This window comes from Citrobacter freundii complex sp. CFNIH2 (genome assembly GCF_002880615.1).
Taxonomy (GTDB): Bacteria; Pseudomonadota; Gammaproteobacteria; order Enterobacterales; family Enterobacteriaceae; genus Citrobacter_A; species Citrobacter_A amalonaticus_F.
Genome location: NZ_CP025757.1, coordinates 860,164 through 885,568, shown reverse-complemented (window position 1 = coordinate 885,568; position 25,405 = coordinate 860,164). Strand labels below are relative to the sequence as shown.

28 protein-coding genes and 1 pseudogene are annotated in these 25,405 nt (G+C 54.3%); 14 read left to right on the top strand and 15 right to left on the bottom strand.

The genetic code is table 11. The features are described 5' to 3' along the window. Window positions 1-4: 4 nt before the first annotated feature. The 6 genes and pseudogenes from WM46_RS26745 (at window position 5) to WM46_RS04415 (ending at window position 2,722) form a co-directional block, all read left to right on the top strand. Window positions 5-343 (top strand): phage protein NinX family protein, encoded by a 339-nt coding sequence (locus WM46_RS26745; RefSeq protein ID WP_102603772.1) that lies wholly within the window; start codon window positions 5-7, stop codon window positions 341-343. Further along, the gene (locus WM46_RS04435; protein ID WP_102601531.1) at window positions 321-635 is read left to right on the top strand and encodes a DUF4222 domain-containing protein; all 315 of its coding nucleotides are present in this window, start codon (window positions 321-323) and stop codon (window positions 633-635) included. Before WM46_RS26745 ends, WM46_RS04435 begins: the two co-directional genes overlap by 23 nt. After that, window positions 553-894 carry a hypothetical protein gene (locus WM46_RS04430; RefSeq protein WP_102601530.1) on the top strand — a complete coding sequence of 114 codons (342 nt, stop codon included), beginning with the start codon at window positions 553-555 and terminating at the stop codon, window positions 892-894. Before WM46_RS04435 ends, WM46_RS04430 begins: the two co-directional genes overlap by 83 nt. 40 nt (window positions 895-934) lie before the next feature. After that, a complete protein-coding gene (locus tag WM46_RS04425; RefSeq protein ID WP_059290846.1) occupies window positions 935-1,237 on the top strand; it encodes a hypothetical protein in 303 nt (100 codons plus the stop codon). 159 nt (window positions 1,238-1,396) lie between these two features. After that, window positions 1,397-1,669, top strand: coding sequence for an excisionase (locus tag WM46_RS04420; RefSeq protein WP_102601529.1), 273 nt, complete (start codon window positions 1,397-1,399; stop codon window positions 1,667-1,669). Beyond that, window positions 1,638-2,722, top strand: a pseudogene (locus tag WM46_RS04415) (tyrosine-type recombinase/integrase). The gene WM46_RS04420 and the pseudogene WM46_RS04415 overlap by 32 nt, the downstream one beginning before the upstream one ends. A 336-nt stretch (window positions 2,723-3,058) precedes the next feature. Here WM46_RS04415 and WM46_RS04410 read toward each other — a convergent pair. From WM46_RS04410 to yobA, 3 genes are read right to left on the bottom strand one after another with little or no spacing between them, the layout of a single operon-like run. Further along, the gene (locus WM46_RS04410; RefSeq protein ID WP_061077803.1) at window positions 3,059-3,397 is read right to left on the bottom strand and encodes a YebY family protein; all 339 of its coding nucleotides are present in this window, start codon (window positions 3,395-3,397) and stop codon (window positions 3,059-3,061) included. Window positions 3,398-3,413: 16 nt separating this feature from the next. Continuing rightward, window positions 3,414-4,286 carry a copper homeostasis membrane protein CopD gene (gene copD, locus WM46_RS04405; protein WP_102601528.1) on the bottom strand — a complete coding sequence of 291 codons (873 nt, stop codon included), beginning with the start codon at window positions 4,284-4,286 and terminating at the stop codon, window positions 3,414-3,416. 2 nt (window positions 4,287-4,288) lie between these two features. Further along, entirely contained in the window at window positions 4,289-4,663 is a 375-nt protein-coding gene (gene yobA, locus WM46_RS04400) for a CopC domain-containing protein YobA (protein ID WP_061077805.1), read from the bottom strand. Window positions 4,664-4,800: 137 nt separating this feature from the next. On the opposite strand from yobA, the gene WM46_RS04395 reads away from it, so the two are divergent. The 3 genes from WM46_RS04395 to exoX all read left to right on the top strand — a co-directional run bounded on the left by WM46_RS04395 (window position 4,801) and on the right by exoX (window position 6,482). Next, on the top strand, window positions 4,801-5,031 hold the full coding sequence (locus tag WM46_RS04395; protein ID WP_042318454.1) for a DNA polymerase III subunit theta: 231 nt from the start codon (window positions 4,801-4,803) through the stop codon (window positions 5,029-5,031). A gap of 108 nt (window positions 5,032-5,139) precedes the next feature. After that, the gene (locus WM46_RS04390) at window positions 5,140-5,796 is read left to right on the top strand and encodes a carbon-nitrogen hydrolase family protein (RefSeq protein ID WP_102601527.1); all 657 of its coding nucleotides are present in this window, start codon (window positions 5,140-5,142) and stop codon (window positions 5,794-5,796) included. A 23-nt stretch (window positions 5,797-5,819) separates the two neighbouring features. After that, window positions 5,820-6,482, top strand: a complete 663-nt coding sequence (exoX, locus tag WM46_RS04385; protein WP_043000375.1) for an exodeoxyribonuclease X — start codon at window positions 5,820-5,822, stop codon at window positions 6,480-6,482. On the opposite strand, the gene ptrB is transcribed toward exoX, so the two are convergent. From ptrB to yebG, 4 genes are all read right to left on the bottom strand, one after another. Beyond that, entirely contained in the window at window positions 6,464-8,539 is a 2,076-nt protein-coding gene (ptrB, locus tag WM46_RS04380) for an oligopeptidase B (RefSeq protein ID WP_102601526.1), read from the bottom strand. The genes exoX and ptrB overlap by 19 nt on opposite strands. Window positions 8,540-8,626: 87 nt before the next feature. Next, complete coding sequence (locus WM46_RS04375; protein WP_102601525.1) at window positions 8,627-9,286, bottom strand: tellurite resistance TerB family protein; 660 nt, start codon at window positions 9,284-9,286, stop codon at window positions 8,627-8,629. A 94-nt stretch (window positions 9,287-9,380) separates the two neighbouring features. Next, a complete protein-coding gene (gene yebF, locus WM46_RS04370) occupies window positions 9,381-9,734 on the bottom strand; it encodes a protein YebF (RefSeq protein ID WP_102601524.1) in 354 nt (117 codons plus the stop codon). Window positions 9,735-9,806: 72 nt separating this feature from the next. Then, on the bottom strand, window positions 9,807-10,097 hold the full coding sequence (yebG, locus tag WM46_RS04365; protein ID WP_061077810.1) for a DNA damage-inducible protein YebG: 291 nt from the start codon (window positions 10,095-10,097) through the stop codon (window positions 9,807-9,809). 131 nt (window positions 10,098-10,228) lie between these two features. Between yebG and purT the strand changes: the two genes are divergently transcribed. After that, window positions 10,229-11,407 carry a formate-dependent phosphoribosylglycinamide formyltransferase gene (purT, locus tag WM46_RS04360; protein WP_102601523.1) on the top strand — a complete coding sequence of 393 codons (1,179 nt, stop codon included), beginning with the start codon at window positions 10,229-10,231 and terminating at the stop codon, window positions 11,405-11,407. 104 nt (window positions 11,408-11,511) lie between these two features. On the opposite strand, the gene kdgA is transcribed toward purT, so the two are convergent. From kdgA to zwf, 3 genes are all read right to left on the bottom strand, one after another. Further along, window positions 11,512-12,153, bottom strand: coding sequence for a bifunctional 4-hydroxy-2-oxoglutarate aldolase/2-dehydro-3-deoxy-phosphogluconate aldolase (kdgA, locus tag WM46_RS04355; RefSeq protein WP_042318438.1), 642 nt, complete (start codon window positions 12,151-12,153; stop codon window positions 11,512-11,514). Between the two features lie 35 nt (window positions 12,154-12,188). Then, a complete protein-coding gene (gene edd / locus WM46_RS04350; RefSeq protein ID WP_102601522.1) occupies window positions 12,189-14,000 on the bottom strand; it encodes a phosphogluconate dehydratase in 1,812 nt (603 codons plus the stop codon). Between the two features lie 234 nt (window positions 14,001-14,234). Then, on the bottom strand, window positions 14,235-15,710 hold the full coding sequence (gene zwf, locus WM46_RS04345; RefSeq protein ID WP_102601521.1) for a glucose-6-phosphate dehydrogenase: 1,476 nt from the start codon (window positions 15,708-15,710) through the stop codon (window positions 14,235-14,237). A gap of 330 nt (window positions 15,711-16,040) precedes the next feature. Here zwf and WM46_RS04340 point away from each other — a divergent pair, with 330 nt between their 5' ends. Further along, window positions 16,041-16,910, top strand: coding sequence for a MurR/RpiR family transcriptional regulator (locus tag WM46_RS04340; protein WP_102601520.1), 870 nt, complete (start codon window positions 16,041-16,043; stop codon window positions 16,908-16,910). Window positions 16,911-17,158: 248 nt separating this feature from the next. Then, window positions 17,159-18,601 (top strand): pyruvate kinase, encoded by a 1,443-nt coding sequence (gene pyk / locus WM46_RS04335; RefSeq protein ID WP_043000365.1) that lies wholly within the window; start codon window positions 17,159-17,161, stop codon window positions 18,599-18,601. A 44-nt stretch (window positions 18,602-18,645) separates the two neighbouring features. Here pyk and lpxM read toward each other — a convergent pair whose 3' ends face one another. The 3 genes from lpxM to znuA form a co-directional block, all read right to left on the bottom strand. Beyond that, entirely contained in the window at window positions 18,646-19,617 is a 972-nt protein-coding gene (gene lpxM, locus WM46_RS04330) for a lauroyl-Kdo(2)-lipid IV(A) myristoyltransferase (RefSeq protein WP_102601519.1), read from the bottom strand. Window positions 19,618-19,739: 122 nt separating this feature from the next. Then, the gene (gene mepM, locus WM46_RS04325) at window positions 19,740-21,062 is read right to left on the bottom strand and encodes a murein DD-endopeptidase MepM (RefSeq protein ID WP_061077816.1); all 1,323 of its coding nucleotides are present in this window, start codon (window positions 21,060-21,062) and stop codon (window positions 19,740-19,742) included. A 15-nt stretch (window positions 21,063-21,077) separates the two neighbouring features. Then, window positions 21,078-22,022, bottom strand: coding sequence for a zinc ABC transporter substrate-binding protein ZnuA (znuA, locus tag WM46_RS04320; protein WP_061077817.1), 945 nt, complete (start codon window positions 22,020-22,022; stop codon window positions 21,078-21,080). A gap of 78 nt (window positions 22,023-22,100) precedes the next feature. On the opposite strand from znuA, the gene znuC reads away from it, so the two are divergent. After that, window positions 22,101-22,856: a zinc ABC transporter ATP-binding protein ZnuC gene (znuC, locus tag WM46_RS04315; protein WP_044257630.1), complete on the top strand. Its 756-nt coding sequence runs from the start codon at window positions 22,101-22,103 to the stop codon at window positions 22,854-22,856. After that, window positions 22,853-23,638: a zinc ABC transporter permease subunit ZnuB gene (znuB, locus tag WM46_RS04310; protein ID WP_061077818.1), complete on the top strand. Its 786-nt coding sequence runs from the start codon at window positions 22,853-22,855 to the stop codon at window positions 23,636-23,638. The genes znuC and znuB overlap by 4 nt, the downstream gene beginning before the upstream one ends. A 72-nt stretch (window positions 23,639-23,710) precedes the next feature. Here the strand turns inward: znuB and ruvB are convergent, their stop codons facing one another. Both ruvB and ruvA read right to left on the bottom strand, forming a co-directional pair. Further along, a complete protein-coding gene (gene ruvB / locus WM46_RS04305) occupies window positions 23,711-24,721 on the bottom strand; it encodes a Holliday junction branch migration DNA helicase RuvB (RefSeq protein ID WP_061077819.1) in 1,011 nt (336 codons plus the stop codon). An 8-nt stretch (window positions 24,722-24,729) separates the two neighbouring features. Next, window positions 24,730-25,341, bottom strand: coding sequence for a Holliday junction branch migration protein RuvA (gene ruvA, locus WM46_RS04300; protein WP_043000358.1), 612 nt, complete (start codon window positions 25,339-25,341; stop codon window positions 24,730-24,732). Window positions 25,342-25,405 lie beyond the last annotated feature (64 nt).

Genomic DNA, 25,405 nt, shown 5'->3' with positions numbered 1-25,405 from the left:
TGTGATGGATTACAGCAAGCTGAGTGATAAGGAAGTTAATCGAAAGATTCAGATAGCTTCAAATCTAATTGGCTCAATGACGGGGAAAGGCGTCTTAATTGTCAGGAATGGAAAGTGGGAATTCTTCGACCCATGCAATAACCCAGCAGATGCATGGCCGATCATCGCTGAAAACAAAATCAGCATTTACGCAATGAGTGAGGCTGATACACGTGGAAAATGGGGATCTGAAGCATTTTACCCCAGTGAAGCATATCACTTTAACGATAACCCACTCCGTGCCGCAATGATTGTATTCCTCATGATTCAGGACTCAGCCAATGTTCAGGATAATCCAGCCTAATACCTGGTACGCCGATCCCCACGGCGCGCCCTGCAAAATCCTCCGCTCTACCCACGAAGTCATCCACTACATCCGCAAAGGTCGCACCTGCATCGCCAGCGTGGGCCGCTTTAATCAGGATTTCGAACCGCTGACCAAAGCACAGGCCGAGCGGATAGCAGAAGAAATCGAAACAGCAGCGCACATCGAAAAATTAAGGAGCATGAGGCGTGATCGGAATACTCAAGCCGGTACCGGAGTCTCAGTGGCCGGTACGATGCCACGACCCCAAACGGAGCAACGTGTGGGCTAACTCCTACTTTCTTGTTCAGGAGTTTCAGGAAGACGCAGGCGTTATCCGACTTACGGTAAACACCACCAGCATTGGCAGTTCTGGCCGGTGGAAGGATGGCATCAGTTGGGATGCGTTGCAGGAGATCAAGTCAGCCGTAGGCTATGGCGATCGTGATGCCGTGGAGATTTACCCGCGGGATTCTGATGTGGTGAACGTGGCGAACATGCGCCACCTGTGGATTACGCCGGAGCCGATTGCCTTCGCCTGGCGCAAGTAATTTAACGCTGCGCGCCCAGCGTGCGGCATGAGGAGAGATTATGAAGGAATTACGTTTTTATGGTGCAAGCGATGACCTATTTGAGTGTGAGGGTGCCATTCGAGAGGAAATCGGCTGTTACAGCCACCCGGGAATTTATCACCTGAAATCAGCTGAGGGCGAAATGCAAGTCATCGCCACTTACACCGACAGCGGCTGTTGGTCTATCGGCATCTGCCAGATTGATGAAGATGTGCCAATCCCACAATGGGAAACATCGTTCAGCACTCACGAGAAGGGATATAGCGTTGTCCTTACTATTCAGGTTCCCGATGACACCGTTCTTGTGCAGGAAGACGAATGACGAAACTGATAGCCAGTTATGAGCTGGCTATTGGGTGCGAAAGCACTGCTCCGTTATCCCTTTTGCCCGGCCACGCGCCGGGCTTCTTTTTACCTGATTTCTATTAATCAACACGTCAACGCGGCCTCGCATATAATGCCTGGCGGCTAAGGGGTTCTCATGGCAAAGCTTCTCAACCTGCAGGAATGGGCTGCTGAGGTCTACACGACTCCACCCTCTCTTTCCACTCTGCGTCGATGGACGCGGGAGGGGCGAATTTTTCCCGCGCCGGAGCTGCACGGGAAGGAGTATAAGGTTCAGCCTGACGCTATCTACGTGGATCCGCGTAAGAATAACCTGCGCGCTAAACCGAAACACACCAAACTGCCGTCCGGCGGCACCTTACTGGAGAGACTGACTCATGGCGAAAAGGCCAGTACGTTACGACGCTAACCTGCCCCGTAACCTGACCTATCGTAAAAGAGACAGACTTTACAGCTGGCGCAATCCGGTGACCGGGCAGGAGATTTCTCTTGGCCGGATTGATCGCAAGGACGCCGTTTCCCAGGCCATTGAGGCGAACAACTACATCGACCAGAATTACCTCCCGTCTTCTCTCCTGGACCGCATAAAAGACGTGCCCACGTTCACCGTGGCTGCATGGCTGGATCGATACGAGGTAATTCTTGAGCGGCGCGAGCTGAAACCAAACACGATGAAGGTCAGGCGAAACCAGATCGCCACCATAAAGGAAGAATTCGGCAAAATCCCCCTTGCTTCCGTCACGACAAAGGATATCGCCTCATTTCTTGAAGCGTACATTCTCTGCGATAAAAAAAGCATGGCTTCCGGGCTGCGGTCTGTTCTGATGGATATCTTCAGGGAGGCCATTGTGGAAGGACATGTCGACAGGAACCCGGCCGAGCCGACGCGAACGCCGACGCCGAAAGTTAAGAGAGAGCGCCTGTTACTCGAACAGTTCACTGTAATCCGCCAGGCCGCGCTAACTCATTCTGAATGGGCTCCAAACGCATGCGACCTGGCACTGGTTACCGGCCAGCGGCGGGAGGATATCTCTCTGTTCAGGTTTAGCGACGTTAAAGATGGGAGGCTTTTCGTTACTCAGGAGAAAACAGGACACAAACTGGCCATCCCCTTGATTTGAGGCTGGACGTCGCCGGGCTTGTGTTGCAGGATGTCATTGATCAGTGCCGCGTGAACAACCCGTCTGACTTCATGCTTTTTTCGCCGGTTCGCCGCGGGGGAAGAAAGCCTGGCCCGCTAACTCCTGACGGACTTACCCAGGCGTTCGCAGAGATAAGGGATTCGACCGGGTTAAAATTCGGCCCTAATCCACCGCCTTTCCATGAAATCAGAAGCCTGGCAAGTAGGCTCTATGAAAAGGAGCGAGGAGAGGATTTTGCGCAACGTTTGCTCGGCCACAAAAATTTAACAATGACCAAAAAATACCTGGACGCACGCGGTGCAGAGTATGTTATGGTTTAGAAAGAATATGGAATTTTCGAGTAATTTTCGGGGGATTTCGTGTTGAGACCGAAAAAACCCTTGAGAAACAAATAGATAAAAAGAGACCGAATACGATTCCTGTATTCGGTCCAGGGAAATGGCTCTTGGGAGAGAGCCGTGCGCTAAAAGTTGGCATTAATGCAGGCTAAGTCGCCTTGCCTTTTAAGAATAGATGACGACGCCAGGTTTTCCAGTCCACGGCTTACGCGGCTGGAAAAAAACGGCGATGATCACTGGCTGAAATATAAAAACCGCAAGACACTTTACAGAAGGCTTGCGGTTTTTTATTGGAAATCAGAAAGATACTTTTGGTAACTAACAGAGTTTTTCCGCTCGTTCGATAAACGGTGCCAGGCTCATTTTTTCACCCGGTTTTGCCGGATCGTCAATCTGAATCACCGACAGGGGTTGCGCATTCGTTTTGCCGCTTGCCACCTGCTCTTGTGCAACATCGTTCAACGGATACTGTACAAGCGTGCTGGGGTTAATCACATACAGCGCGTGTCCAGGCCGACAGGTCAGCATCACCTCTTCACGATTGAACGCCCATTTATCTTTACCGATTTCAAAACGGCTCACGGTGATGACCTGCGGTGCCGCCAGCGCAACCCCTGAACTGGTCAGAAGCAGCAAAGAGAGAATCACTTTTTTCATGAATTTTGCCTGTCCTTCAGAACGGTTCCAGCGTCGCAAACACACTGACGATTGCCAGCACGACGGCGCCAATTCCCCATTCGATCTTCGTCATCCAAATAAAATACCGGTTGATGCGTCGACTATCCTGCCGCATTCGTGGTACGAGAAGATACCGATTCGCCAGTGCGATTGCCACCATTAGCACGACGAGTGCACATTTTAGCAAAAGCAGTTGCCCCCATGCGGTCTGCCACGGCAGTGAAAAGCCCTGGATAAACAGCACATTGGCGATACCGGTGAGTAATACCCCCGCCACGGCAAGATGCCCATAGCGGGAAAAACGCATCATGGTATAAACCGCCTGCTGCTGCCAGCGTCCTTTCGCCATCTGCATGCAATAAATCACCGGTAGCAGTCCTCCAAACCAGGTTGCGGCACAAATCAGATGCACCGCATGGTTTGTCTGCTGGAGCGCACCAATAACCCCCGAGTGCAGTGTGGCATGCCCAACCCCCGTCAACAGGGCAAACTGCGCGAGAGTTAAGAGCAGTAAGAGTCGCGCTAAATCACGCGGCACAATCAGCGCGGCAACCAGCGTAACCAGCGCCAGAACGATCTGCCAGAGCCACACACCGCCAAACTGAGTTTGCAATACCGCGCCCCAGACAGGCACAGAGATAACATCCTGCCAACCAGAGCCCATAAGCCCGCCCTGGACCGCCAGCATCAGTAACGCACTTAAAAAGCTCCACAATGCAGCCTGTTGTTGCAGGCGTAAGAAGCGGCGACTCATCAGACGGCGGATCGATGCCGGTGCGAGCCATGCGCCGTAAAGCGCAGAGCCAAACACCAGCATCAGAGCGGTAAAATGGATGAAGCGGAGAACAACCCACGTCAGCGTCAGCATGTTTATTTCACGCTAAAGGTGTACTGCCCTTTGGTTTTGTGTCCATCGACAGACACCACGTGCCAGTTCACCGTGTACTGACCCGGCTTCAGCGTTTCATCAAGCGGGACGATCAGCTGTTTTTTATCCTGTTCGTTACGCTTTGCCGGACGGGTTCTGATTCCCTCTTGTTTTGGGCCGGTAATCGTCGCCCCGCTGAATCCGGGTTCGATACCTTCAGAAAAACTGAGCGTCAGCGCCTGCGGCGCGGCGGTCACCTCGGCATCCGCCGCCGGATACTGGTGTGTCAGATGCGCATGCGCCCACACGGTCGGGGTTGCCAGAACGGCTGCCAGAAAAAGGAGCGTATAGCGGAAAGTACGTGCAGGAGAGACCATATCAACTATTCCCTTTTGTAATGCCTTATCCTGAGAGGATAACCTTCTATAATGTTCGCGTCGACAATCTTCAATTGCGGCTTGCCATTATGGTCGACTCTTAGTAACTTTTGCGCGCAAGACCGAAGGAGAAGCCCATGCACAAAAATCTGGCTCAGCTTGAACAGGCTGAAATGGACAAAGTAAACGTTGATCTGGCCGCTGCCGGCGTCGCGTTTAAAGAGCGCTACAATATGCCCGTTGTCGCCGAAGTGGTAGAACGTGAGCAGCCTGCACATCTGCGCGACTGGTTTCGCGAGCGTCTGATTGCCCACCGTCTGGCGTCCGTGTCGTTGTCCCGTTTGCCGTATGAGCCTAAACCTAAATAATTTTTCGGCACGAAGTTACATATCCTTACATATTGCCTGCTACAGTATAAGCGCATTCTTATTCTATGATTTAAGGATGATTGTAGACACTATGAAAAGGAAGTCATTATGTCACGCTGGAAAATCGCTGCTGCACAGTATGAACCGCTAAAAACATCGGTTCGCGAACATATCGCTCATCATCTGAATTTCATCGACGCAGCAGCCCGACAACAGTGCGAGCTGTTGGTGTTTCCCGCCCTCTCCTTACTCGGTTGCATGGATGAATCACAGTGCCTGCCTGCGCCGCCGGATATCACTCTGCTACAACCGCTCTCTCAGGCCGCCCACGCGCACCGCATGACGATCATTGCCGGTCTTCCGGTCGAGCATAACAACCGTTTTGTCAAAGGGATTGCCGTCTTCGCACCGTGGATAACCTCACTGCGCCTGTTTCATCAAAGCCACGGCGCATGCCTTGGTAAGGGCCTGAAAACCATCAGCGTTGTCGATGAGCAACCGGAAGGTGTTGATATGGATCCGGCATTTTCTCTGTTTACCACCAGTCAAAGCGTCAGTGAGCCGGAATTGCTGACCTCAACGTCGCAGTTACAACATTTCTCGCATCAATTCTCGATTGCCGTACTGATGGCCAATGCGCGAGGAAGTAGCGCATTATGGGATGAAAACGGGCAATTAATTGTCCGCGCCGACCGCGGTTCGCTGTTATTAACGGGGCAGCGCACAGCGCAGGGTTGGCAAGGTGATATCATTCCATTACGCTAATCGTTTTCGGTCAGGAGTTTTACATGCTGCGCATCATCGATACTGAGACCTGTGGCCTGCAGGGCGGGATTGTAGAGATCGCCTCTGTTGACGTGGTTGACGGTAAAATCGTGAATCCTATGAGCCACCTGGTGCGCCCTGACCGGCCGATCTCGCCGCAGGCCATGGCCATTCATCGTATTACCGAAGCGATGGTGGCGGATAAGCCGTGGATTGAAGAGGTCATCCCCCACTATTACGGCAGCGAATGGTATGTGGCGCACAACGCCAGCTTTGACCGTCGCGTGCTGCCAGACATGCCAGGCGAGTGGATTTGCACCATGAAACTTTCCCGCCGCCTCTGGCCGGGGATTAAGTACAGCAATATGGCGCTCTACAAGTCACGCAAGCTGAACGTGCAAACGCCTGCGGGTCTGCATCACCACCGCGCACTCTATGACTGCTATATCACCGCTGCGCTGCTCATCGATATTATGAATACTTCCGGCTGGACGGCAGAGCAGATGGTCGACATCACCGGGCGGCCGGGGTTACTGACCACCTTCACCTTTGGCAAGTATCGCGGCAAAGCCGTTTCGGATGTCGCGGAGCGCGACCCGGGCTATCTGCGCTGGTTGTTTAACAACCTCGACAGCATGAGCCCGGAGCTGCGTTTAACCCTCAAACACTATCTGGATAACGCCTGAATCGCGCCATTACCGGGCAATGTTCCTTGCGCCAGAGCAATCAGGAAAGCAAATTCCAGCGCCACACCTTCCCAGGATTTATAACGGCCTGATTTACCGCCGTGCCCGGAATCCATATCAGTACACAGTAACAGCAGATGGTCATCCGTTTTCAGCTCACGCAGTTTCGCCACCCATTTTGCCGGTTCCCAGTACTGGACCTGCGAATCATGCAGTCCGGTGGTGACCAACAGATGTGGGTAAGCCTGCGCCCTGACGTTATCGTACGGACTGTAGCTTTTCATGTAGGCGTAATACAGCGGATCTTTCGGATTCCCCCACTCCTCAAACTCGCCGGTCGTCAGGGGTATCGACTCATCCAGCATCGTTGTCACCACATCCACAAACGGCACCTGGGCAACCACGCCATGAAAGCGTTCGGGACGCTCGTTGATCGCCACGCCCATCAGCATTCCTCCCGCGCTACCCCCCATGCCATAGCAGAGTGAGGGCGAGCCGTAGCCCTGGGCAATCAGCGCGTCGCAGGCATCGAGATAATCGTTGAAGGTATTGCGCTTTTTGAGGAACTTACCGTCTTCATACCACTGCTGCCCCAGTTCGCCTCCGCCTCGCACGTGGACGATGGCATAGACGAATCCACGATCCAGCAGGCTTAAACGACTGCTGCTGAAATCGGCATCCATACTGGCGCCGTAGGAGCCGTAGCCGTAAACCAGTAGCGGATTTTGCCCTTTGCGAAAATGTTTCTGATGATAAACCAGCGAGACCGGTACCTCGACGCCATCACGCGCGGTGATCCACAGGTGTTCACTGCGATAGTTGGCGGCGTCAAATCCCGGCACCTCTGTCTGTTTAATGACCCGTCGTTCACCGGTGTCCATGTCCAGTTCAAACAGCGTGTCCGGTGTGGTCATCGAGGAGTAGCCATAGCGCAGGCGTGAGGTTTCCGGTTCCGGGTTATAAGCAAGCCAGGTGACATAAGCCGGATCGTCGAAGGCGATCCCCACCACCTCGCGAGTTTTACGATTGATCTGCCGCAGACTGGTCAAGCCACGCTGGCGTTCTTCCACCACCAGCCAGTCGGTAAAAAGAGTAAACCCTTCCAGCATGATCGCTTCACGGGCCGGGATCAGCGTTTCCCACTGTTTCTCATCGCGCACACGGGTGCGATAAAGACCAAAATTTTTACCCTCGCGGTTCGAACGCAGATAAAACTTATGTTGATAGTGATCGAGGCTGTATTCGTGGTCCTTGCGGCGCGGCAGGAAGATGAACGGTTCAGCATCCGCCAGTTCAGCATCCAGCAGTAAAACCTCGCTGGTTGTCGCGCTTGCCAGATGAATAACGATGTAATGTTGCGACGTCGTTTTGTGCAGGCTGACGTAGAAGGTGTCGTCTTTTTCTTCGTAAATCAGTTCGTCCTGTGTCGACGGGGTGCCGACAGTGTGCCGCCAGACCTGCCAGGGCAGCAGCGTCGTCGCATGTTTACGCACATAGTAGAAGGTCAGCGAGTCATTCGCCCAGACAAACTCAGGATCCACGTTATCCAGCATCTCCGGATACCAGTTGCCGTTTTCCAGATTGCGAAAACGGATCCCGTACTGGCGGCGCGAAAGATAATCTTCCGCCAGCGCCATAATGGTGTTATCCGGCGTTATCGCCAGCCCTCCCAGAGTGTAGAACTCGCTGTGTGCCACCCGTTTGTTGCCATCAAGCAGCGTTTCCCAGTCATCCCATTCCTCACTCAGCGCAGACTGACGTTGATAAATGGCGTACTCACATCCGGATTCATAGAGATGGCGATAGCGATACCCGTTCTTCACCCAGGGCGCAGAGGTATCGCGGGGAGGAATACGATCGATAATTTCTTTCAGCACGCGTTCCTGTAATGCCTGTTGCGTGGACATCACCTGATGTCCGTACTGGTTTTCCTGTTTCAGGTACGCCAGCACATCCGGTTGCGAACGGGTGTCGTCCCGCAGCCAGTAGTAATTATCAATGCGAGTGTCGTCATGGAGAGTCATGGCGTGAGGAATGCGATTGGCTTTCGGCAGCATGTCGTTGTTCTTTCGTCTTTATACACCCTTTAAGGGTGGCAAAACTGACGAATGATGCAAGCGAAACATGCCGCCGGAGGTCGTTTGTTAGTCGGGCAGCGCCTGTTTTTGCTGTTGCAGATCCTGCTCGATACCATCACGAACATCCTGCGGGATCTTCAGCGCATCACCCAGCGCGTTCAGGTAGCTGCGCTCCATAAAGTGGTCGATATCAATGGCCGCACAGCTGAGGAAATAGATCTCCAGCGCCTCTTCTTCATTGCGGATCCCCTGCGCCAGGCGCTGCGGCTCCAGCGGTTGTTCAATCGCCTGCTCGATGAGCGCACGCCCTTGCGCTTCAACACCCGCTTCACGCAGCTGTTGTTCGATTGCCGCCCGCTCTTTGGCATCGATATGGCCGTCACTTTTCGCGGCGAAAACCAGCGCCAGGATCAGCCGTTCGGTGCGCACATCCAGCGGCGTGCTTTGCGCGCCAAACTGCGGTTCATCCTGATGCGCCGCGCGAACCTTATCCTTGTACTTGTTCCACAGCACGCTTCCTGCCACCGCGCCGCCGCCCACCAACAGTGCGCTGGTGCCGTATTTGCTGAGCAGCTTGCGGGAGGATTTGCTGGCGACCAGTAACCCAGCCAGACCACCCAGCGCGCCGGGTACCAGCAGCTTACTTAATCCCTGTTCACCTGAAGAAGAGGAGGACGATCCGTTTTGCCCGAGAAGAGAGTGTAATTGATTAAGCCAGTTAGCCATTTTATCCCTCAAGTACTGACAATGAATTTTCAAAGCGTACCCGAGGGGATGTCAGGAAATGTCTGCCGGCGCTAAAGATGCGCAAATGTTCGCGCTATTGCGAACGATATTCCGCCGTGCCGGCCTTGCAGTCGACCTTCACCTGATAATGAATATCCGCGCTTTTCCCGCGCACGGTCAGCGGCACCGTCCATTTCCCGTCCTGCCCGGTAATCTCTTTCGGATTGACCCAGGCAACCGGGTCAGCTTGCCCGACCCGTTTTTGATCGTCTGCCCAGCGCACCACGCGATTTTGCTGATAATCACGTTTCACACTTGCGGCAATACCTGCCGCATCGAGACCATCGCAATGGGGGAATTTGACGGTTTTGCTGTCAGTCTCTGCCGCCGACACCGACAGACTAGCGCTTAACAACAGCAGGCTGATTAACGCACCTTTTCTTTTCATACTTTCCTTTACCTGGTAGCACATTGATTCAGGAAAAAGCATGGTACAAAACGTCAGGAGCGCAAGTCAGATTCAGGCCGCCTGCGTATCGTCCCCGGCAGAGGCATCATTCTCAACCACCTGCGGAGAAGGCAACTTGCCGGTTTTGAGGATGGTGCTCAGCACCTCTTTTTGTTCGGCCAGCCACAGCGACAACGCTTCCCGCTGTTCGTCTTCCAGCGCTAGCGGGGACTGTTCAAGCCAGGTGTCGAGCAGATCCGCCGTATCCAGCATTTTGTCATACGCATCCGCTTCCTTTTTGCTGGTAAATGACATTTTTTCCTCACCTTCCCGAATGACTACGTATTTAACTTCAACCGCCATGTTGCAGCCTCTCAATATTACTGTATTTATGTACAGTATATTCTATTTTACCGCTGAAATCAACCTGGCAATAAAGACAGACGCAAACGTTTTCGTATATACTGCGGCCAAATTTGTTGGGGGATATATTCATGACATTATTAGGCACAGCGCTGCGTCCGGCAGCAACTCGGGTGATGTTATTGGGTTCTGGTGAACTGGGTAAAGAAGTGGCCATCGAGTGCCAGCGTCTCGGCGTGGAAGTGATCGCGGTGGACCGCTATGCCGACGCACCGGCCATGCATGTCGCGCATCGTTCGCACGTCATTAATATGCTGGATGGCGACGCGCTTCGCCGCGTAGTGGAGCTGGAGAAACCGCACTATATCGTGCCGGAGATTGAAGCCATTGCCACAGATATGCTGGTGACGCTGGAACAAGAAGGGTTGAACGTCGTGCCCTGCGCACGCGCGACAAAACTCACGATGAACCGTGAAGGTATTCGCCGTCTGGCGGCAGAAGAACTGGCACTGCCCACCTCAACCTTCCGTTTTGCCGACAGTGAAGCCACTTTCCGCGACGCCGTGGCTGAAATTGGTTATCCCTGCATTGTCAAACCGGTGATGAGTTCTTCCGGCAAGGGGCAGAGTTTTATTCGTTCCGAAACGCAGCTGGCGCAAGCCTGGGACTATGCCCAACAGGGCGGTCGCGCGGGTGCCGGTCGGGTGATCGTTGAAGGGGTTGTGAAGTTTGATTTTGAAATCACCCTGCTCACCGTCAGCGCCGTCGATGGCGTCCATTTCTGTGCTCCTGTGGGCCATCGCCAGGAAGATGGCGACTATCGTGAATCCTGGCAGCCGCAGCAGATGAGCGCGCTGGCGCTGGAACGCGCTCAGGACATTGCCCGTAAAGTGGTGCTAGCCCTGGGTGGTCACGGTCTGTTTGGCGTAGAGCTGTTTGTCTGCGGGGATGAGGTCATCTTCAGCGAGGTCTCCCCTCGCCCGCACGATACCGGCATGGTGACGTTGATCTCTCAGGACTTATCGGAGTTTGCCATGCACGTACGCGCTTTTCTCGGACTGCCCGTGGGCGCTATTCGTCAGTATGGTCCGGCAGCCTCTGCCGTGATTTTACCGCAACTGACCAGTCAGGACGTGACGTTTGGCAATGTTCAGGCTGCCGTCGGTGCCGGTTTGCAGGTCCGTTTCTTCGGTAAGCCGGAAATCGATGGAACGCGTCGTCTGGGCGTGGCGCTGGCAACGGCTGACAACATTGATGACGCTATTGAACGTGCGAAAAACGCCGCCGCGCAGGTGAAAGTGACAGGGTAACAACAGCAGCCGTAGGCCGGATAAGGCAGTCATGCCACCATCCGGCAAAGCCCGATGGCGGCGCTGACGCGTCTGATCGGGCCTACGGTTTACACATTGGTAGCTTACTGCTTCGCGCCTTCAACCGCTTCACGAGCCAGTTTGGTGATACGATCGTAGTCACCGGCTTCCAGCGCGTCATTCGGCACCAGCCAGGAACCGCCGATGCACAGCACGCTTTTCAGTGCCAGGTAATCACGGTAGTTAGCCGGAGAGATGCCGCCAGTCGGGCAGAAACGCACCTGAGAGAACGGACCGGCAATGGCCTGCAGCGCTTTGGTGCCGCCATTCGCTTCCGCCGGGAAGAATTTGAACTCTTTCAGACCGTAGTCCATGCCCAGCATCAGTTCAGAAACAGTGCTGATGCCAGGAATCAGCGGTATCGTGCCTTCGGTTGCCGCTTTCAGCAGCGGCTCGGTCAGCCCCGGGCTGATAGCGAACTGCGCACCGGCAGCAGTGACCTCTGCCAGTTGCTGCGGATTCAGCACCGTCCCCGCACCCACGATGGCTTCCGGAACTTCTTTAGCGATAGCACGGATAGCATCCATCGCGCAGGCGGTACGTAACGTCACTTCCAGTACGCGCACTCCACCCGCAACCAGCGCTTTTGCCATCGGCACAGCGTGTTCCAGTTTATTCACTACGATCACCGGGACAACCGGGCCGGTGGTCAGGATTGCTTCTGCACTTGTTTTCCAGTTTTTCATCAGAGTTTTTCTCTCGCCTGATTACAAAATATGCCTTAAAAATGAATACAGGTTGCGCCCTGTTCTGCGCCGGACAACTGTTCACGCAGCGCGCTGAACATTTCACGCCCCGTACCGATGCGCGATGCGCTCAGATCCGGGATATGCGGCTGACGAGCGGCAAGCTCCGCCTCATCCACCAGCAGCGTCAATTCACCTGTCTGCCCGTTCACCCGAATAATGTCGCCATCGCGTACTTTTGCCAGCAGTCCGCCATCATAGGCCTCCGGGGTTACATGGATGGCTGAAGGCACTTTACCGGACGCACCGGAAAGTCGACCATCCGTAACCAACGCAATTTTGAAACGACGGTCCAATAATACACCAAGTGGCGGCATGAGTTTATGTAATTCTGGCATTCCATTCGCTTTTGGTCCCTGATGACGCACAACCACCACGCAGTCGCGGTCCAGCAGACCCGCTTCAAAGGCCGGCAGGACATCATGCTGACTTTCAAAAACAACGGCAGGCGCTTCAATCACCTGGTTCTCGACCGGTACGGCGGACGTTTTCATGACCGCGCGACCGAGGTTACCACTCAGCACCTTAGTGCCGCCATGGTGAGAGAACGGCTGGTCAAAGGAGGCAATCACATTGCTGTCCAGCGATTTGGCCGCGCCTTCACGCCAGTCGAGTTCACCATTGTTCAGCCACGGCTCCAGGGTGTAGCGCTTCAGGCCGAAACCGGCCACGGTGTTGACGTCTTCATGCAGCAGACCCGCGTTCAGCAGTTCGCGCATCAGGACCGGCACGCCGCCCGCGGCCTGGAAGTGGTTAATATCCGCCGGGCCGTTAGGATAGAGACGCGCCATCAGCGGCACGATGTCGGAGAGATCAGAAAAGTCATCCCAGTTAATCTGGATACCCGCAGCGCGGGCCATCGCCACCAGGTGCATGGTGTGGTTCGTTGAACCGCCGGTCGCCAACAGCGCGACAATCCCGTTCACCACCACTTTCTCATCAATCATTTTGCCGATCGGCATCCATTCGTTGCCGTTACCGGTCAGGCGCGTCACCTGGCGCGCCGCTGCCGCCGTCAGCGCTTCACGCAGCGGAGCATCCGGGTGAACAAACGAAGACCCCGGCAGCTGCATCCCCATGAACTCCACCACCATCTGGTTGGTGTTCGCGGTACCGTAGAACGTACAGGTGCCCGGCGCATGATAGGAGGCGGCTTCAGATTCCAGCAGCGCCATGCGATCAACTTTACCTTCGGCATAGAGCTGACGAATGCGGACTTTCTCTTTGTTCGCCAGGCCGCTCGCCATTGGACCTGACGGCACGAAGATGGAAGGCAGATGACCGAATGACAACGCCGCCATCGCCAGGCCCGGGACGATTTTGTCACAGACGCCGAGGAACAGCGCGCCGTCGAACATGTTGTGAGAGAGTCCTACCGCAGCGGACATCGCAATCACTTCGCGACTCAGCAGCGAAAGCTCCATACCGTCCTGCCCCTGCGTCACGCCGTCGCACATTGCCGGAACGCCGCCCGCAACCTGCCCGACCGCATTGGCTTGATGCAGCGCTTTGCGAATGATATCCGGGTAATGTTCGTAGGGTTGATGGGCGGAGAGCATGTCGTTGTAGGAGGTGATGATCGCGATATTGTTACGCAACATGCTTTTCAGAGAGGCTTTATCGTCTGGCTGGCAGGCCGCGAATCCGTGCGCCAGATTCCCGCATGCCAGTTGTGAGCGGTGAACGGTCGAGGATTTAGCCTGTTCTATACGAGCGAGGTAGGCAGAACGGGTCTCACGGGAACGTTCAACAATACGCTGTGTTACGCGTAACAATTTTGGATTCATAGAGGCTCCTGAAATTTATCTGTCAGAGCTACAGGTTTGGCAAGTTCATTTACTATGGTTAAAAACACAGGAAACGCTTGTTCACCGGAGCTCAGGGGCAAAATCGTTTCAGGCAGTGTAATAAAAAAAGCCTCGCGGGTGAATCCACACGAGGCTTAAAAGTGCAAAAATTGCTCAACAATCTGTGTTAGATCATGTTACCGGTAAAATAACACGGAAGAGTTAGACGCTTTTTTACTCGAATTCGTTCCAGGAACGACCGTCACGGGTGATCATCGCCACAGAGGCGACCGGTCCCCAGGTCCCGGCCTGATACGGTTTCGGCGCATCATTGTCCATCGCCCACGCTTCGGTAATGGAGTCGACCCACTTCCACGCCTCTTCAACCTCATCACGACGCACAAACAGCGCCTGAATACCGCGCATGGTTTCCAGCAGCAGACGCTCGTAAGCATCCGCCAGATGCGTTTGATTGAAGGTCTCGGAATAGCTCAGATCCAGCTTGGTGATTTGCAGGTTATGCTTGTGGTCAAGACCCGGAACTTTGTTCAGGACCTGAATATCCACGCCTTCATCCGGCTGCAGACGAATGGTCAGCTTGTTCTGCGGCAGATCCTGCCAGGACTCTTTAAACAGGTTCAGTTCAGGCGTTTTGAAGTAAACCACAACCTCAGAGCATTTCGTCGGCAGACGCTTACCGGTGCGCAGGTAGAACGGCACACCTGCCCAACGCCAGTTATCGATGTCCACGCGGATCGCCACAAACGTTTCGGTGTTACTGCTCTTGTTCGCGCCCTCTTCTTCCAGATAACCCGGGACTTTTTTGCCCTGAGCAAAGCCGGTGGTGTACTGACCGCGAACGGTTTTTTCACGCACATTTGAGCGATCGATACGGCGCAGCGACTTCAGCACCTTCACTTTTTCGTCACGGATGGCATCAGCGGTCAGATCCGACGGCGGCGACATCGCAATCATGCACAGAATTTGCAGCAGGTGGTTCTGGATCATGTCGCGCATCTGACCGGCCTGGTCGAAATAACCCCAACGCCCTTCAATGCCCACCTCTTCTGCCACGGTGATTTCCACATGATCGATCGTACGGTTATCCCAGTTATTCACAAACAGGGAGTTGGCAAAACGCAGCGCCAGCAGGTTCAGAACGGTCTCTTTCCCCAGATAGTGGTCGATACGGTAAACCTGGCACTCTTCAAAATACTCGCCAACCTGATCGTTGATCTCGCGGGATGTCGCCAGTGAAGTACCCAGCGGTTTTTCCATCACCACGCGCGCCGGTTTGGCATTCAGTTTCGCTTCGCCCAGTCCCTTACAGATTGCGCCAAAGGTGCTTGGCGGCATAGCGAAGTAGTTGATCGTGGTGCGGTTTTTCTGATCGAGCATCTTCCCCAGACGGGTAAATGCCGCGGTGTCGTTCACATCCAGATTGCAGAAATCCAGGCGAGCGCTCAGGGTGTCCCACAATCCTTCATCAATCTTCTCTTTCATGAAGGTTTCGAGCGCTTCGCGCACCACCTTCGTATAGGCATCTTTATCCCAGTCGGCACGGCCTACCCCAATAATGCAGGTATCCGGGTTGAGCTGACCGGCTTTTTCAAGTTGATACAGGGAAGGCAGCAATTTACGACGCGCAAGGTCGCCTTTCGCGCCGAAAATGACCAGGTCACATGCCTGGGCTGTTTGCGTTACCGCCATGTCATTCTCCTTAGTTAGCTATCCTGGTACTTTGCCAGGCATTACTTGTAATTTTATTACAGTGCACTGTACTGCTTTTACGTGATTCCGGAAACCGTAAACGCTTAACCCCCCGTGCGGTTGGCGCTTAACGGCGCAAAATGGTCAAAATCGTCGTCTGTTTGCGACGCATAACGTTGAGTCAAAACACGATGTTGATCATGTTATGAAAAAAAACAACAACTCTTCTGACCATTTTGCCCCCTTCTCTGATTAGCAGGGGTACTATCTACCAAAATTGCCTCTCGATTTCTTGTATCACTGAAATCGTTATTTCCTTGAGTCTACATCATGAATATGCTGGAAAAGATCCAGTCTCAACTGGAACATTTGAGCAAATCTGAACGCAAAGTCGCCGATGTCATCCTCGCCTCACCCGAGCGGACCATCCATTGCAGTATTGCCACGCTTGCGCAGGAAGCCAACGTCAGTGAACCGACGGTGAACCGTTTTTGTCGCAGCATGGAAACCCGGGGCTTCCCTGATTTTAAACTGCATCTGGCACAAAGTCTGGCAAATGGTACCCCATATGTTAATCGTAATGTGGATGAAGATGACAGTGTCGAGTCCTATACGGGCAAGATTTTCGAATCAGCGATGGCCAGTCTTGACCACGTTCGCCAGTCGCTGGACAAATCGGCGATCAACCGCGCGGTGGATCTCCTGACGCAGGCCAAAAAAATCGCTTTCTTTGGTCTGGGGTCGTCCGCCGCCGTCGCCCATGACGCCATGAACAAGTTTTTCCGTTTCAACGTTCCGGTTATCTACTCCGACGACGTCGTTTTGCAACGGATGAGCTGTATGAATTGTAGTGACGATGACGTGGTCGTGCTGATTTCGCATACTGGTCGCACCAAGAGTCTGGTCGAACTGGCGCAGCTTGCGCGTGAAAACGATGCCATGGTGATCGCATTAACCTCCGTCGATACGCCGCTGGCGCGTGAAGCCACGCTGGCAATTACGCTCGATGTGCCGGAAGATACTGACATTTATATGCCCATGGTCTCTCGACTTGCGCAGTTGACCGTGATAGATGTGCTGGCTACGGGATTTACTTTGCGCCGTGGGGCAAAATTCAGAGATAACTTGAAGCGTGTCAAAGAAGCGCTCAAGGAATCGCGTTTTGATAAAGAACTGCTCATCAAGAGTAATGACCGCTAATAGCAATAATAAGTACGACTTAAATTCGTCATCCGGTTTTGTTCGCTATGCTATGTAGACCCTAAGTAATTCGAGTTGCACAAAGGCGGCAACGCAGCGAATCCTCCGGAGCTTACTGAAGTCAGTGACTGGGTGAGCAAGGAGGCCAACGCACAGGCAACCTGAAGTATGACGGGTGTAAGGGTTTTTCAGAACTGCCGGATCAATTTTCACGCAACACCTAGTTGTTTCAGTCAACGGAGTATTACATGTCCAGAAGGCTTCGCAGAACCAAAATCGTTACGACATTAGGCCCGGCTACCGACCGCGATAACAATCTTGAAAAGATTATCGCCGCTGGCGCTAACGTCGTGCGGATGAATTTCTCTCACGGTTCGCCAGAAGATCATAAAATGCGCGCGGATAAAGTTCGTGAGATCGCTGCCAGATTGGGACGCCACGTGGGCATTCTGGGTGACCTCCAGGGGCCAAAAATTCGCGTCTCGACCTTTAAAGAAGGCAAAGTATTCCTCAACATCGGTGACAAATTTCTCCTGGATGCCAACCTGGGTAAAGGTGAAGGCGACAAAGAAAAAGTCGGCATTGACTACAAAGGTCTGCCGGCAGACGTGGTACCTGGCGACATTCTGCTGCTCGACGATGGTCGCGTGCAGTTAAAAGTGCTGGAAGTTCAGGGCATGAAAGTGTTCACGGAAGTGACCGTGGGTGGCCCGCTCTCCAACAACAAAGGCATCAACAAACTGGGTGGCGGTCTCTCCGCTGAAGCCCTGACCGAAAAAGACAAAGCCGATATCGTGACCGCCGCTCAGATTGGCGTTGATTACCTGGCTGTCTCCTTCCCACGTTGCGGCGAAGACCTGAACTACGCTCGTCGCCTGGCGCGTGATGCGGGCTGTGATGCCAAGATTGTGGCCAAAGTCGAACGTGCCGAAGCGGTTTGCGATCAGAATGCGATGGATGACATCATTCTGGCCTCTGACGTGGTGATGGTCGCTCGTGGCGACCTCGGCGTTGAGATTGGCGATCCGGAACTGGTCGGCATCCAGAAGACGTTGATTCGTCGCGCACGTAAGTTGAACCGTGCGGTGATTACCGCGACCCAGATGATGGAGTCGATGATCACCAACCCAATGCCAACCCGTGCGGAAGTGATGGACGTCGCGAACGCCGTGCTGGATGGTACCGATGCGGTTATGCTGTCAGCCGAAACGGCGGCAGGCCAGTACCCGGCGGAAACCGTCGCGGCGATGGCGCGCGTCTGCCTGGGTGCAGAAAAAATCCCCAGCATCAATGTCTCTAAACACCGTCTGGACGTACAGTTCGACAATGTTGAAGAAGCGATTGCGATGTCCGCCATGTACGCGGCAAACCATCTGAAAGGGGTGACCGCGATCATTACCATGACGGAATCCGGTCGTACCGCGCTGATGACCTCGCGCATCAGCTCCGGGCTGCCGATTTTCGCCATGTCCCGTCATGAGCGTACGCTGAACCTGACGTCGCTGTACCGTGGCGTCACGCCGGTACATTTCGACAGCGCGGCAGAAGGCGTTGTCGCAGCAAGCGAAGCGGTGAATCTGCTGCGTGATAAAGGCTACCTGGTGTCCGGCGATCTGGTGATCGTGACGCAGGGCGACGTGATGAGCACCATTGGCTCAACCAATACCACGCGTATTCTGACCGTCGAGTAATCGACTGCTGGTATAAAAAGGCCTCTCATGTGAGAGGCCTTTTTTTATTTGAGGGGATAGAGATCTTTGCGCTTATACGGCTGGATCTCGCCCGGTTTGCGGGTCTTCAGCAATTTCAGGATCCAGGTATATTGCTCGGGATGCGGACCAACAAAAATTTCCACCTCTTCGTTCATTCGACGGGCGATGGTGTTGTCATCTGCGGTCAGTAGATCGTCCATTGGCGGGCGCACCTGAATCGTCAGTCGGTGGGTATCGCCGTTATAGACCGGGAACAGCGGGATGACGCGCGCCCGACACACTTTCATCAGTCGTCCAATGGCTGGCAGCGTCGCTTTATAGGTGGCAAAGAAATCGACAAATTCACTGTGTTCTGGGCCATGATCCTGATCGGGCAGATAATATCCCCAGTACCCCTGACGAACAGACTGAATGAACGGCTTGATGCCGTCATTACGCGCATGCAGGCGACCGCCAAAGCGGCGACGAACCGTGTTCCAGACGTAATCAAACACCGGGTTTCCCTGATTATGGAACATCGCCGCCATCTTCTGGCCCTGAGACGCCATTAGCATCGCCGGAATATCCACGCCCCAGCCATGCGGCACCAGGAAGATCACCTTTTCATTGTTACGGCGCATCTCCTCGATGATCTCAAGCCCTTCCCAGTCAACGCGCGACTGAATTTTCTCCGGACCGCGAATCGCCAGTTCCGCCATCATCACCATGGCCTGCGGCGCCGTTGAAAACATCTCATCGACAATAGCTTCGCGCTCAGCTTCGCTACGTTCCGGAAAGCATAATGACAGGTTAATCAGCGCCCGACGACGCGAGCTTTTGCCCAGACGTCCGGCAAAACGGCCCACTTTCGCCAGCAGCGGATCGCGAAAGGACGCAGGCGTTAAGGCGATACCCGCCATCGCCGCGACGCCCAGCCATGCGCCCCAGTAGCGCGGATGGCGAAAGGATTTCTCAAACTCAGGGATGTACTCACTATTATTTTTTTGTGTTTCCATGCTTATCCAGTGCCTGATGACGCGAAAAGTAAATCTGATGATAGTGTAGCGGCGCACCCTGCCGCGCACAAAATAAAAAAGCCGGCACACGCGCTGCGTACCGGCTTTGAGGTCATGAATGATTAGTCGAAGCGTAGCTGCGGCAGAACCTCTTTGACCTGCGCCAGGTAATCGGTACGATCTTTACCGGTCAGACCTTCGGTACGCGGCAGTTTCGCCGTCAGCGGGTTAACCGCCTGCTGGTTGATCCAGACTTCATAGTGCAGATGCGGGCCGGTAGAACGTCCGGTGTTACCGGAGAGTGCGATACGATCGCCACGTTTAACCTTTTGTCCTGGTTTAACCAGCAGCTTACGCAAGTGCATATAGCGCGTGGTATAGGTACGACCATGACGCACCGCCACATAATAGCCAGCCGCTCCACTGCGCTTCGCCACGACGACTTCACCGTCACCCACGGACAGCACTGGCGTCCCCTGCGGCATCGCAAAGTCCACGCCCCGATGCGGTGCGACTCGCCCGGTAACCGGGTTGGTTCGACGCGGGTTGAAGTTAGACGAAATGCGGAACTGTTTCGCCGTCGGGAAACGCAGGAAGCCTTTCGCCAGCCCGGTACCGTTGCGGTCGTAGAACTTACCGTCTTCGGCACGGATAGCGTAATAATCTTTACCTTCTGAACGCAAACGCACGCCCAACAACTGGCTCTGCTCACGCTTGCCGTCCAGCATTTCACGAGACATCAGCACAGAGAACTCATCGCCTTTTTTCAGTTTGCGGAAGTCCATCTGCCACTGCATCGCTTTGATCACCGCGCTAATTTCCGCGCTGGTCAGCCCGGCAGTTTTCGCACTGGCGACGAAGCTGTTGCCAACGGTGCCTTTCATCAGGCTGTTTACCCAGTCGCCCTGCTGCGTTTCGGCGCTCATCTTAAAGCCATTCGCCGCAGTACGATCATAGGTACGGGTTTCGCGACGCGACATTTCCCACGTCAGACGCTGTAAATCACCGTCCGCGGTCAGTGTCCAGGAGAGCTGTTGACCAATCTTCAGATTACGCAGCTCTTTATCGGACGCGGCAAGCTGAGTGATATCACCCATATCAATGCCGTACTGATTCAGAATGCTGCTGAGGGTATCGCCCGTCGAAACGACATATTCATGGACGCCCGCTTCTCCTGAGGTTTTGTCGTCCAGCTCATCCTGAGGAATGGCTTCATCTTCCTGTGCCGCCTGATCGATAGGCTCGCTGGCCTCCGGGAGCAGTGAACGAATTTCGCTCTTCTCCAGTTCGATCGTTTTAACAATGGGGGTAGATTCCGGGTGATAAACGTAAGGCCGCCAGACAGCGACGGCCAGTGTCAGAACAGTAAGCGACCCCAGCATAACGCGATGGGGTCTGGGCAGATTATTAAATGCCAGGGCGACAGAGCGGGCTATCTGTTGCACGTATTCACTTCCTCATTAATCTCCTTTCAGGCAGCTCGCATACTGGTTCGCTAGTTGGTTCAAGAACGCTGAATAGCTCGTTTTACCCAGTTTGATGTTTGTCCCGAGGGGATCCAACGTTCCCATTCGAACGGATGTCCCTCTCGCAACGGCTTCAACGACCGCTGGCCTGAACTGTGGCTCAGCAAAAACGCAGGTTGCTTTTTGCTCAACCAACTGTGTTCTTATTTCATGTAAACGCTGCGCACCAGGTTGTATCTCAGGGTTGACGGTGAAGTGACCCAATGGAGTGAGTCCGTAGTGTTTTTCGTAATAGCCGTAGGCGTCATGAAAAACGAAATACCCTTTGCCCTTGAGCGGTGCGAGCTCGTTACCGACCTGCTTATCGGTTGCGGCTAATTGTGCCTCAAAATCCTTCAGGTTGGCGTCAAGTTTGGCTCGACTTTGCGGCATAAGTTCCACTAATTTTTCATGGATTGCAACCGCTGAGGCCCGCGCTATCTCTGGGGAGAGCCAAAGATGCATGTTGTAATCACCATGATGGTGATGTGCGTCACCTTTTTCGCCGTGATCATGATCGTGGTCGTGCTCATCATCATCATCGTCAGCCCCTTTCATGAGCAACGGTTTCACGTCTTTGAGCTGCGCAATCGTTACCTGTTTAGCGGCGGGAATGTTGCTGACGGACTTTTCCATGAACGCTTCCATCTCAGGCCCAATCCAGACAACTAAGTCCGCGCCCTGTAAGCGTTTTACGTCAGATGGACGTAGTGAATAATCATGCTCGGATGCTCCATCCGGAAGTAAGACTTGTGTCTGTGTGACGCCATCAGCGATGGCAGAAGCAATGAACCCTAATGGCTTGAGAGAAGCGACAACAGCGGCATTTGCCGCCTGTGTTGCACTGCCCCAAAGAGCGGCGGATAATGCAGCGAAAAGAAGCGTATTTTTATGTAACATAATGCGACCAATCATCGTAATGAATGTGAGAAATGTGATATTATAACATTCTATAACTTCTGCAAGACTAAAATTGACATGACGACTTTGGTTTCACTGGAAAATGTCTCGGTCTCCTTCGGTCAGCGCCGCGTCCTTTCTGACGTTTCGCTTGAACTGAGACCCGGAAAAATTTTAACGCTGCTCGGCCCAAATGGTGCCGGGAAGTCAACGCTGGTTCGCGTCGTTCTCGGACTGGTCGCCCCGGATGAAGGCGTGATCACGCGTAACGGTAAGCTGCGAATTGGCTACGTTCCGCAGAAATTGTATCTCGATACCACTCTGCCGCTTACCGTCAGTCGTTTCTTACGCCTGCGCCCCGGTACAAAGAAAGATGACATCCTGCCAGCCCTGAAGCGCGTGCAGGCCGGGCATCTGATTGATGCACCGATGCAAAAGCTCTCCGGTGGCGAGACGCAGCGCGTCCTGTTAGCGCGCGCGCTTCTCAATCAGCCGCAGCTTCTAGTGCTTGATGAACCTACTCAGGGCGTGGATGTCAACGGCCAGGTCGCGCTGTACGACCTTATCGATCAGTTACGTCGTGAGCTGGACTGCGCCGTGCTGATGGTGTCCCACGATCTGCATCTGGTGATGGCAAAAACGGACGAAGTGTTGTGTCTGAATCATCACATTTGCTGTTCAGGTACGCCTGAAATCGTTTCCATGCACCCGGAATTTATCTCGATGTTCGGCCCTCGCGGCGCGGAGCAACTGGGAATTTACCGTCATCATCATAATCATCGCCACGACCTGCAGGGTCGTATTGTGCTGCGCCGGGGAAATGGTCAATCATGATTGAATTATTACTGCCTGGCTGGTTAGCCGGGATCATGCTGGCCTGCGCGGCGGGTCCATTGGGTTCATTCGTCGTCTGGCGTCGGATGTCCTATTTTGGTGATACGCTGGCGCATGCGTCGCTGCTCGGCGTCGCCTTTGGCCTGTTGTTGGATGTGAACCCTTTCTATGCGGTCATTGCTGTGACGCTGATGCTGGCGGCAGGCCTGGTCTGGCTGGAGAAGCGCCCTCACCTTGCCATCGATACGCTGCTTGGCATTATGGCGCACAGCGCGCTGTCCCTGGGCCTGGTCGTGGTCAGCCTGATGTCGAATATTCGCGTGGATCTGATGGCCTACCTGTTTGGCGATCTGCTGGCGGTTACGCCGGACGATTTGATCTCTATCGCCATTGGCGTGGTGATCGTACTGGCGATCCTCTTCTGGCAATGGCGTAACCTACTGTCGATGACCATCAGCCCCGATCTGGCGTTTGTTGACGGGGTGAAACTGCAGCGCGTGAAGCTGCTGTTGATGCTGGTCACTGCCTTAACCATTGGCGTGGCGATGAAGTTCGTCGGGGCGCTGATCATAACCTCGTTGCTGATTATCCCGGCGGCGACGGCGCGTCGTTTTGCACGTACGCCGGAACAGATGGCTGGCGTTGCGGTAGGGATTGGCATGATAGCGGTTACAGGCGGGTTGACCTTCTCGGCCTTCTACGATACCCCTGCGGGTCCCTCAGTGGTGCTGTGCGCCGCGCTGCTGTTTATTCTGAGCATGTCGAAGAAAACAGCGGCCTGATTTGCCCGGTGGCGCTATGCTTGCCGTGCCTACAACATCGAGTAGGCCTGATAAGCGCAGCGCCATCAGGCATCAAGGCATTTCCGGCGGCGTAATACCAAAGTGGTTCCAGGCGCGCACTGTCGCCATTCTTCCGCGCGGCGTGCGCTGCAAAAAGCCTTGCTGAATCAGATACGGCTCCAGCACATCTTCAATGGTTTCACGCTCTTCACCGATGGCTGCCGCCAGGTTATCCAGCCCGACCGGCCCGCCAAAGAATTTGTCGATTACCGCCAGCAGCAGCTTGCGATCCATGTAATCAAACCCTTCAGCATCAACGTTCAGCATATCCAGCGCCTGTGCGGCAATCTCGGCGGAAATGGTGCCATCATGCTTCACTTCGGCAAAATCCCGCACGCGTCTGAGCAGACGGTTGGCGATACGCGGCGTCCCCCGTGCGCGACGTGCGACTTCCAGCGCCCCTTCATCGCTCATCTCCAGCCCCATAAAGCGCGCGCTGCGCCCAACGATGTGCTGGAGATCCGGCACCTGATAAAACTCCAGACGTTGCACAATGCCAAAGCGATCGCGCAGCGGAGAGGTCAGTGAACCCGCGCGGGTCGTTGCGCCAATCAGGGTAAACGGCGGCAGATCGATTTTAATCGAGCGCGCCGCTGGTCCTTCGCCGATCATAATATCCAGTTGATAATCTTCCATCGCCGGATAGAGCACCTCTTCCACCACCGGCGACAGTCGATGGATCTCATCGATAAACAGTACGTCGTGCGGCTCAAGGTTGGTCAGCATCGCGGCCAGATCGCCCGCTTTTTCCAGCACCGGGCCGGAGGTGGTGCGCAGATTGACGCCCATTTCATTGGCGACAATGTTGGCAAGCGTGGTTTTCCCCAGTCCGGGAGGACCAAAAATCAGCAGGTGGTCGAGCGCATCACCCCGCAGTTTTGCCGCCTGGATGAAAATCTCCATCTGCGAGCGCACCTGCGGTTGACCGATATACTCTTCGAGTAATTTCGGGCGAATAGCGCGATCGGCGACCTCTTCTGTGAGAGTGGCACCTGCCGAAATCAGGCGATCTGCTTCTATCATCCTTTACCTCATAACGCGGCGCGCAGGGCTTCGCGGATCAGTGTTTCACTGCTGGCATCCGGGCGAGCGATTTTGCTCACCATGCGGCTGGCTTCCTGTGGTTTATAGCCCAGCGCCACCAGCGCCGCAACCGCTTCCTGTTCGGCATCGTCCGTCGCCGGGCTCGCTGGCGAGGTCAGCACCAGATCGGCGGCTGGCGTAAAGAGATCGCCATGCAGGCCTTTGAAACGGTCCTTCATTTCGACAATCAGTCGTTCGGCCGTTTTTTTGCCGATCCCAGGCAGCTTGACCAGCGCGCCCAGTTCTTCGCGTTCGACAGCGTTGACGAACTGCTGCGCGGACATCCCGGACAGGATCGCCAGCGCCAGTTTAGGGCCGACGCCGTTGGTTTTGATCAGTTCTTTAAACAACGTGCGCTCTTGCTTATTGTTAAAGCCGTACAGCAGTTGTGCGTCTTCGCGAACCACGAAGTGGGTAAAGACAACGGCTTCTTTTCCGGATTCCGGGAGCTCATAAAAACAGGTCATTGGCATATGCACTTCATAGCCGACGCCGCCCACTTCGAGTAACACCAGCGGGGGTTGTTTTTCCAGAATGATGCCTCTGAGTCTGCCTATCACGTTACGCTCCTGCGTTGGGCCGAAAGTAAAGCCGTATCATAAAAAAAGGCTGGATAGATATCCA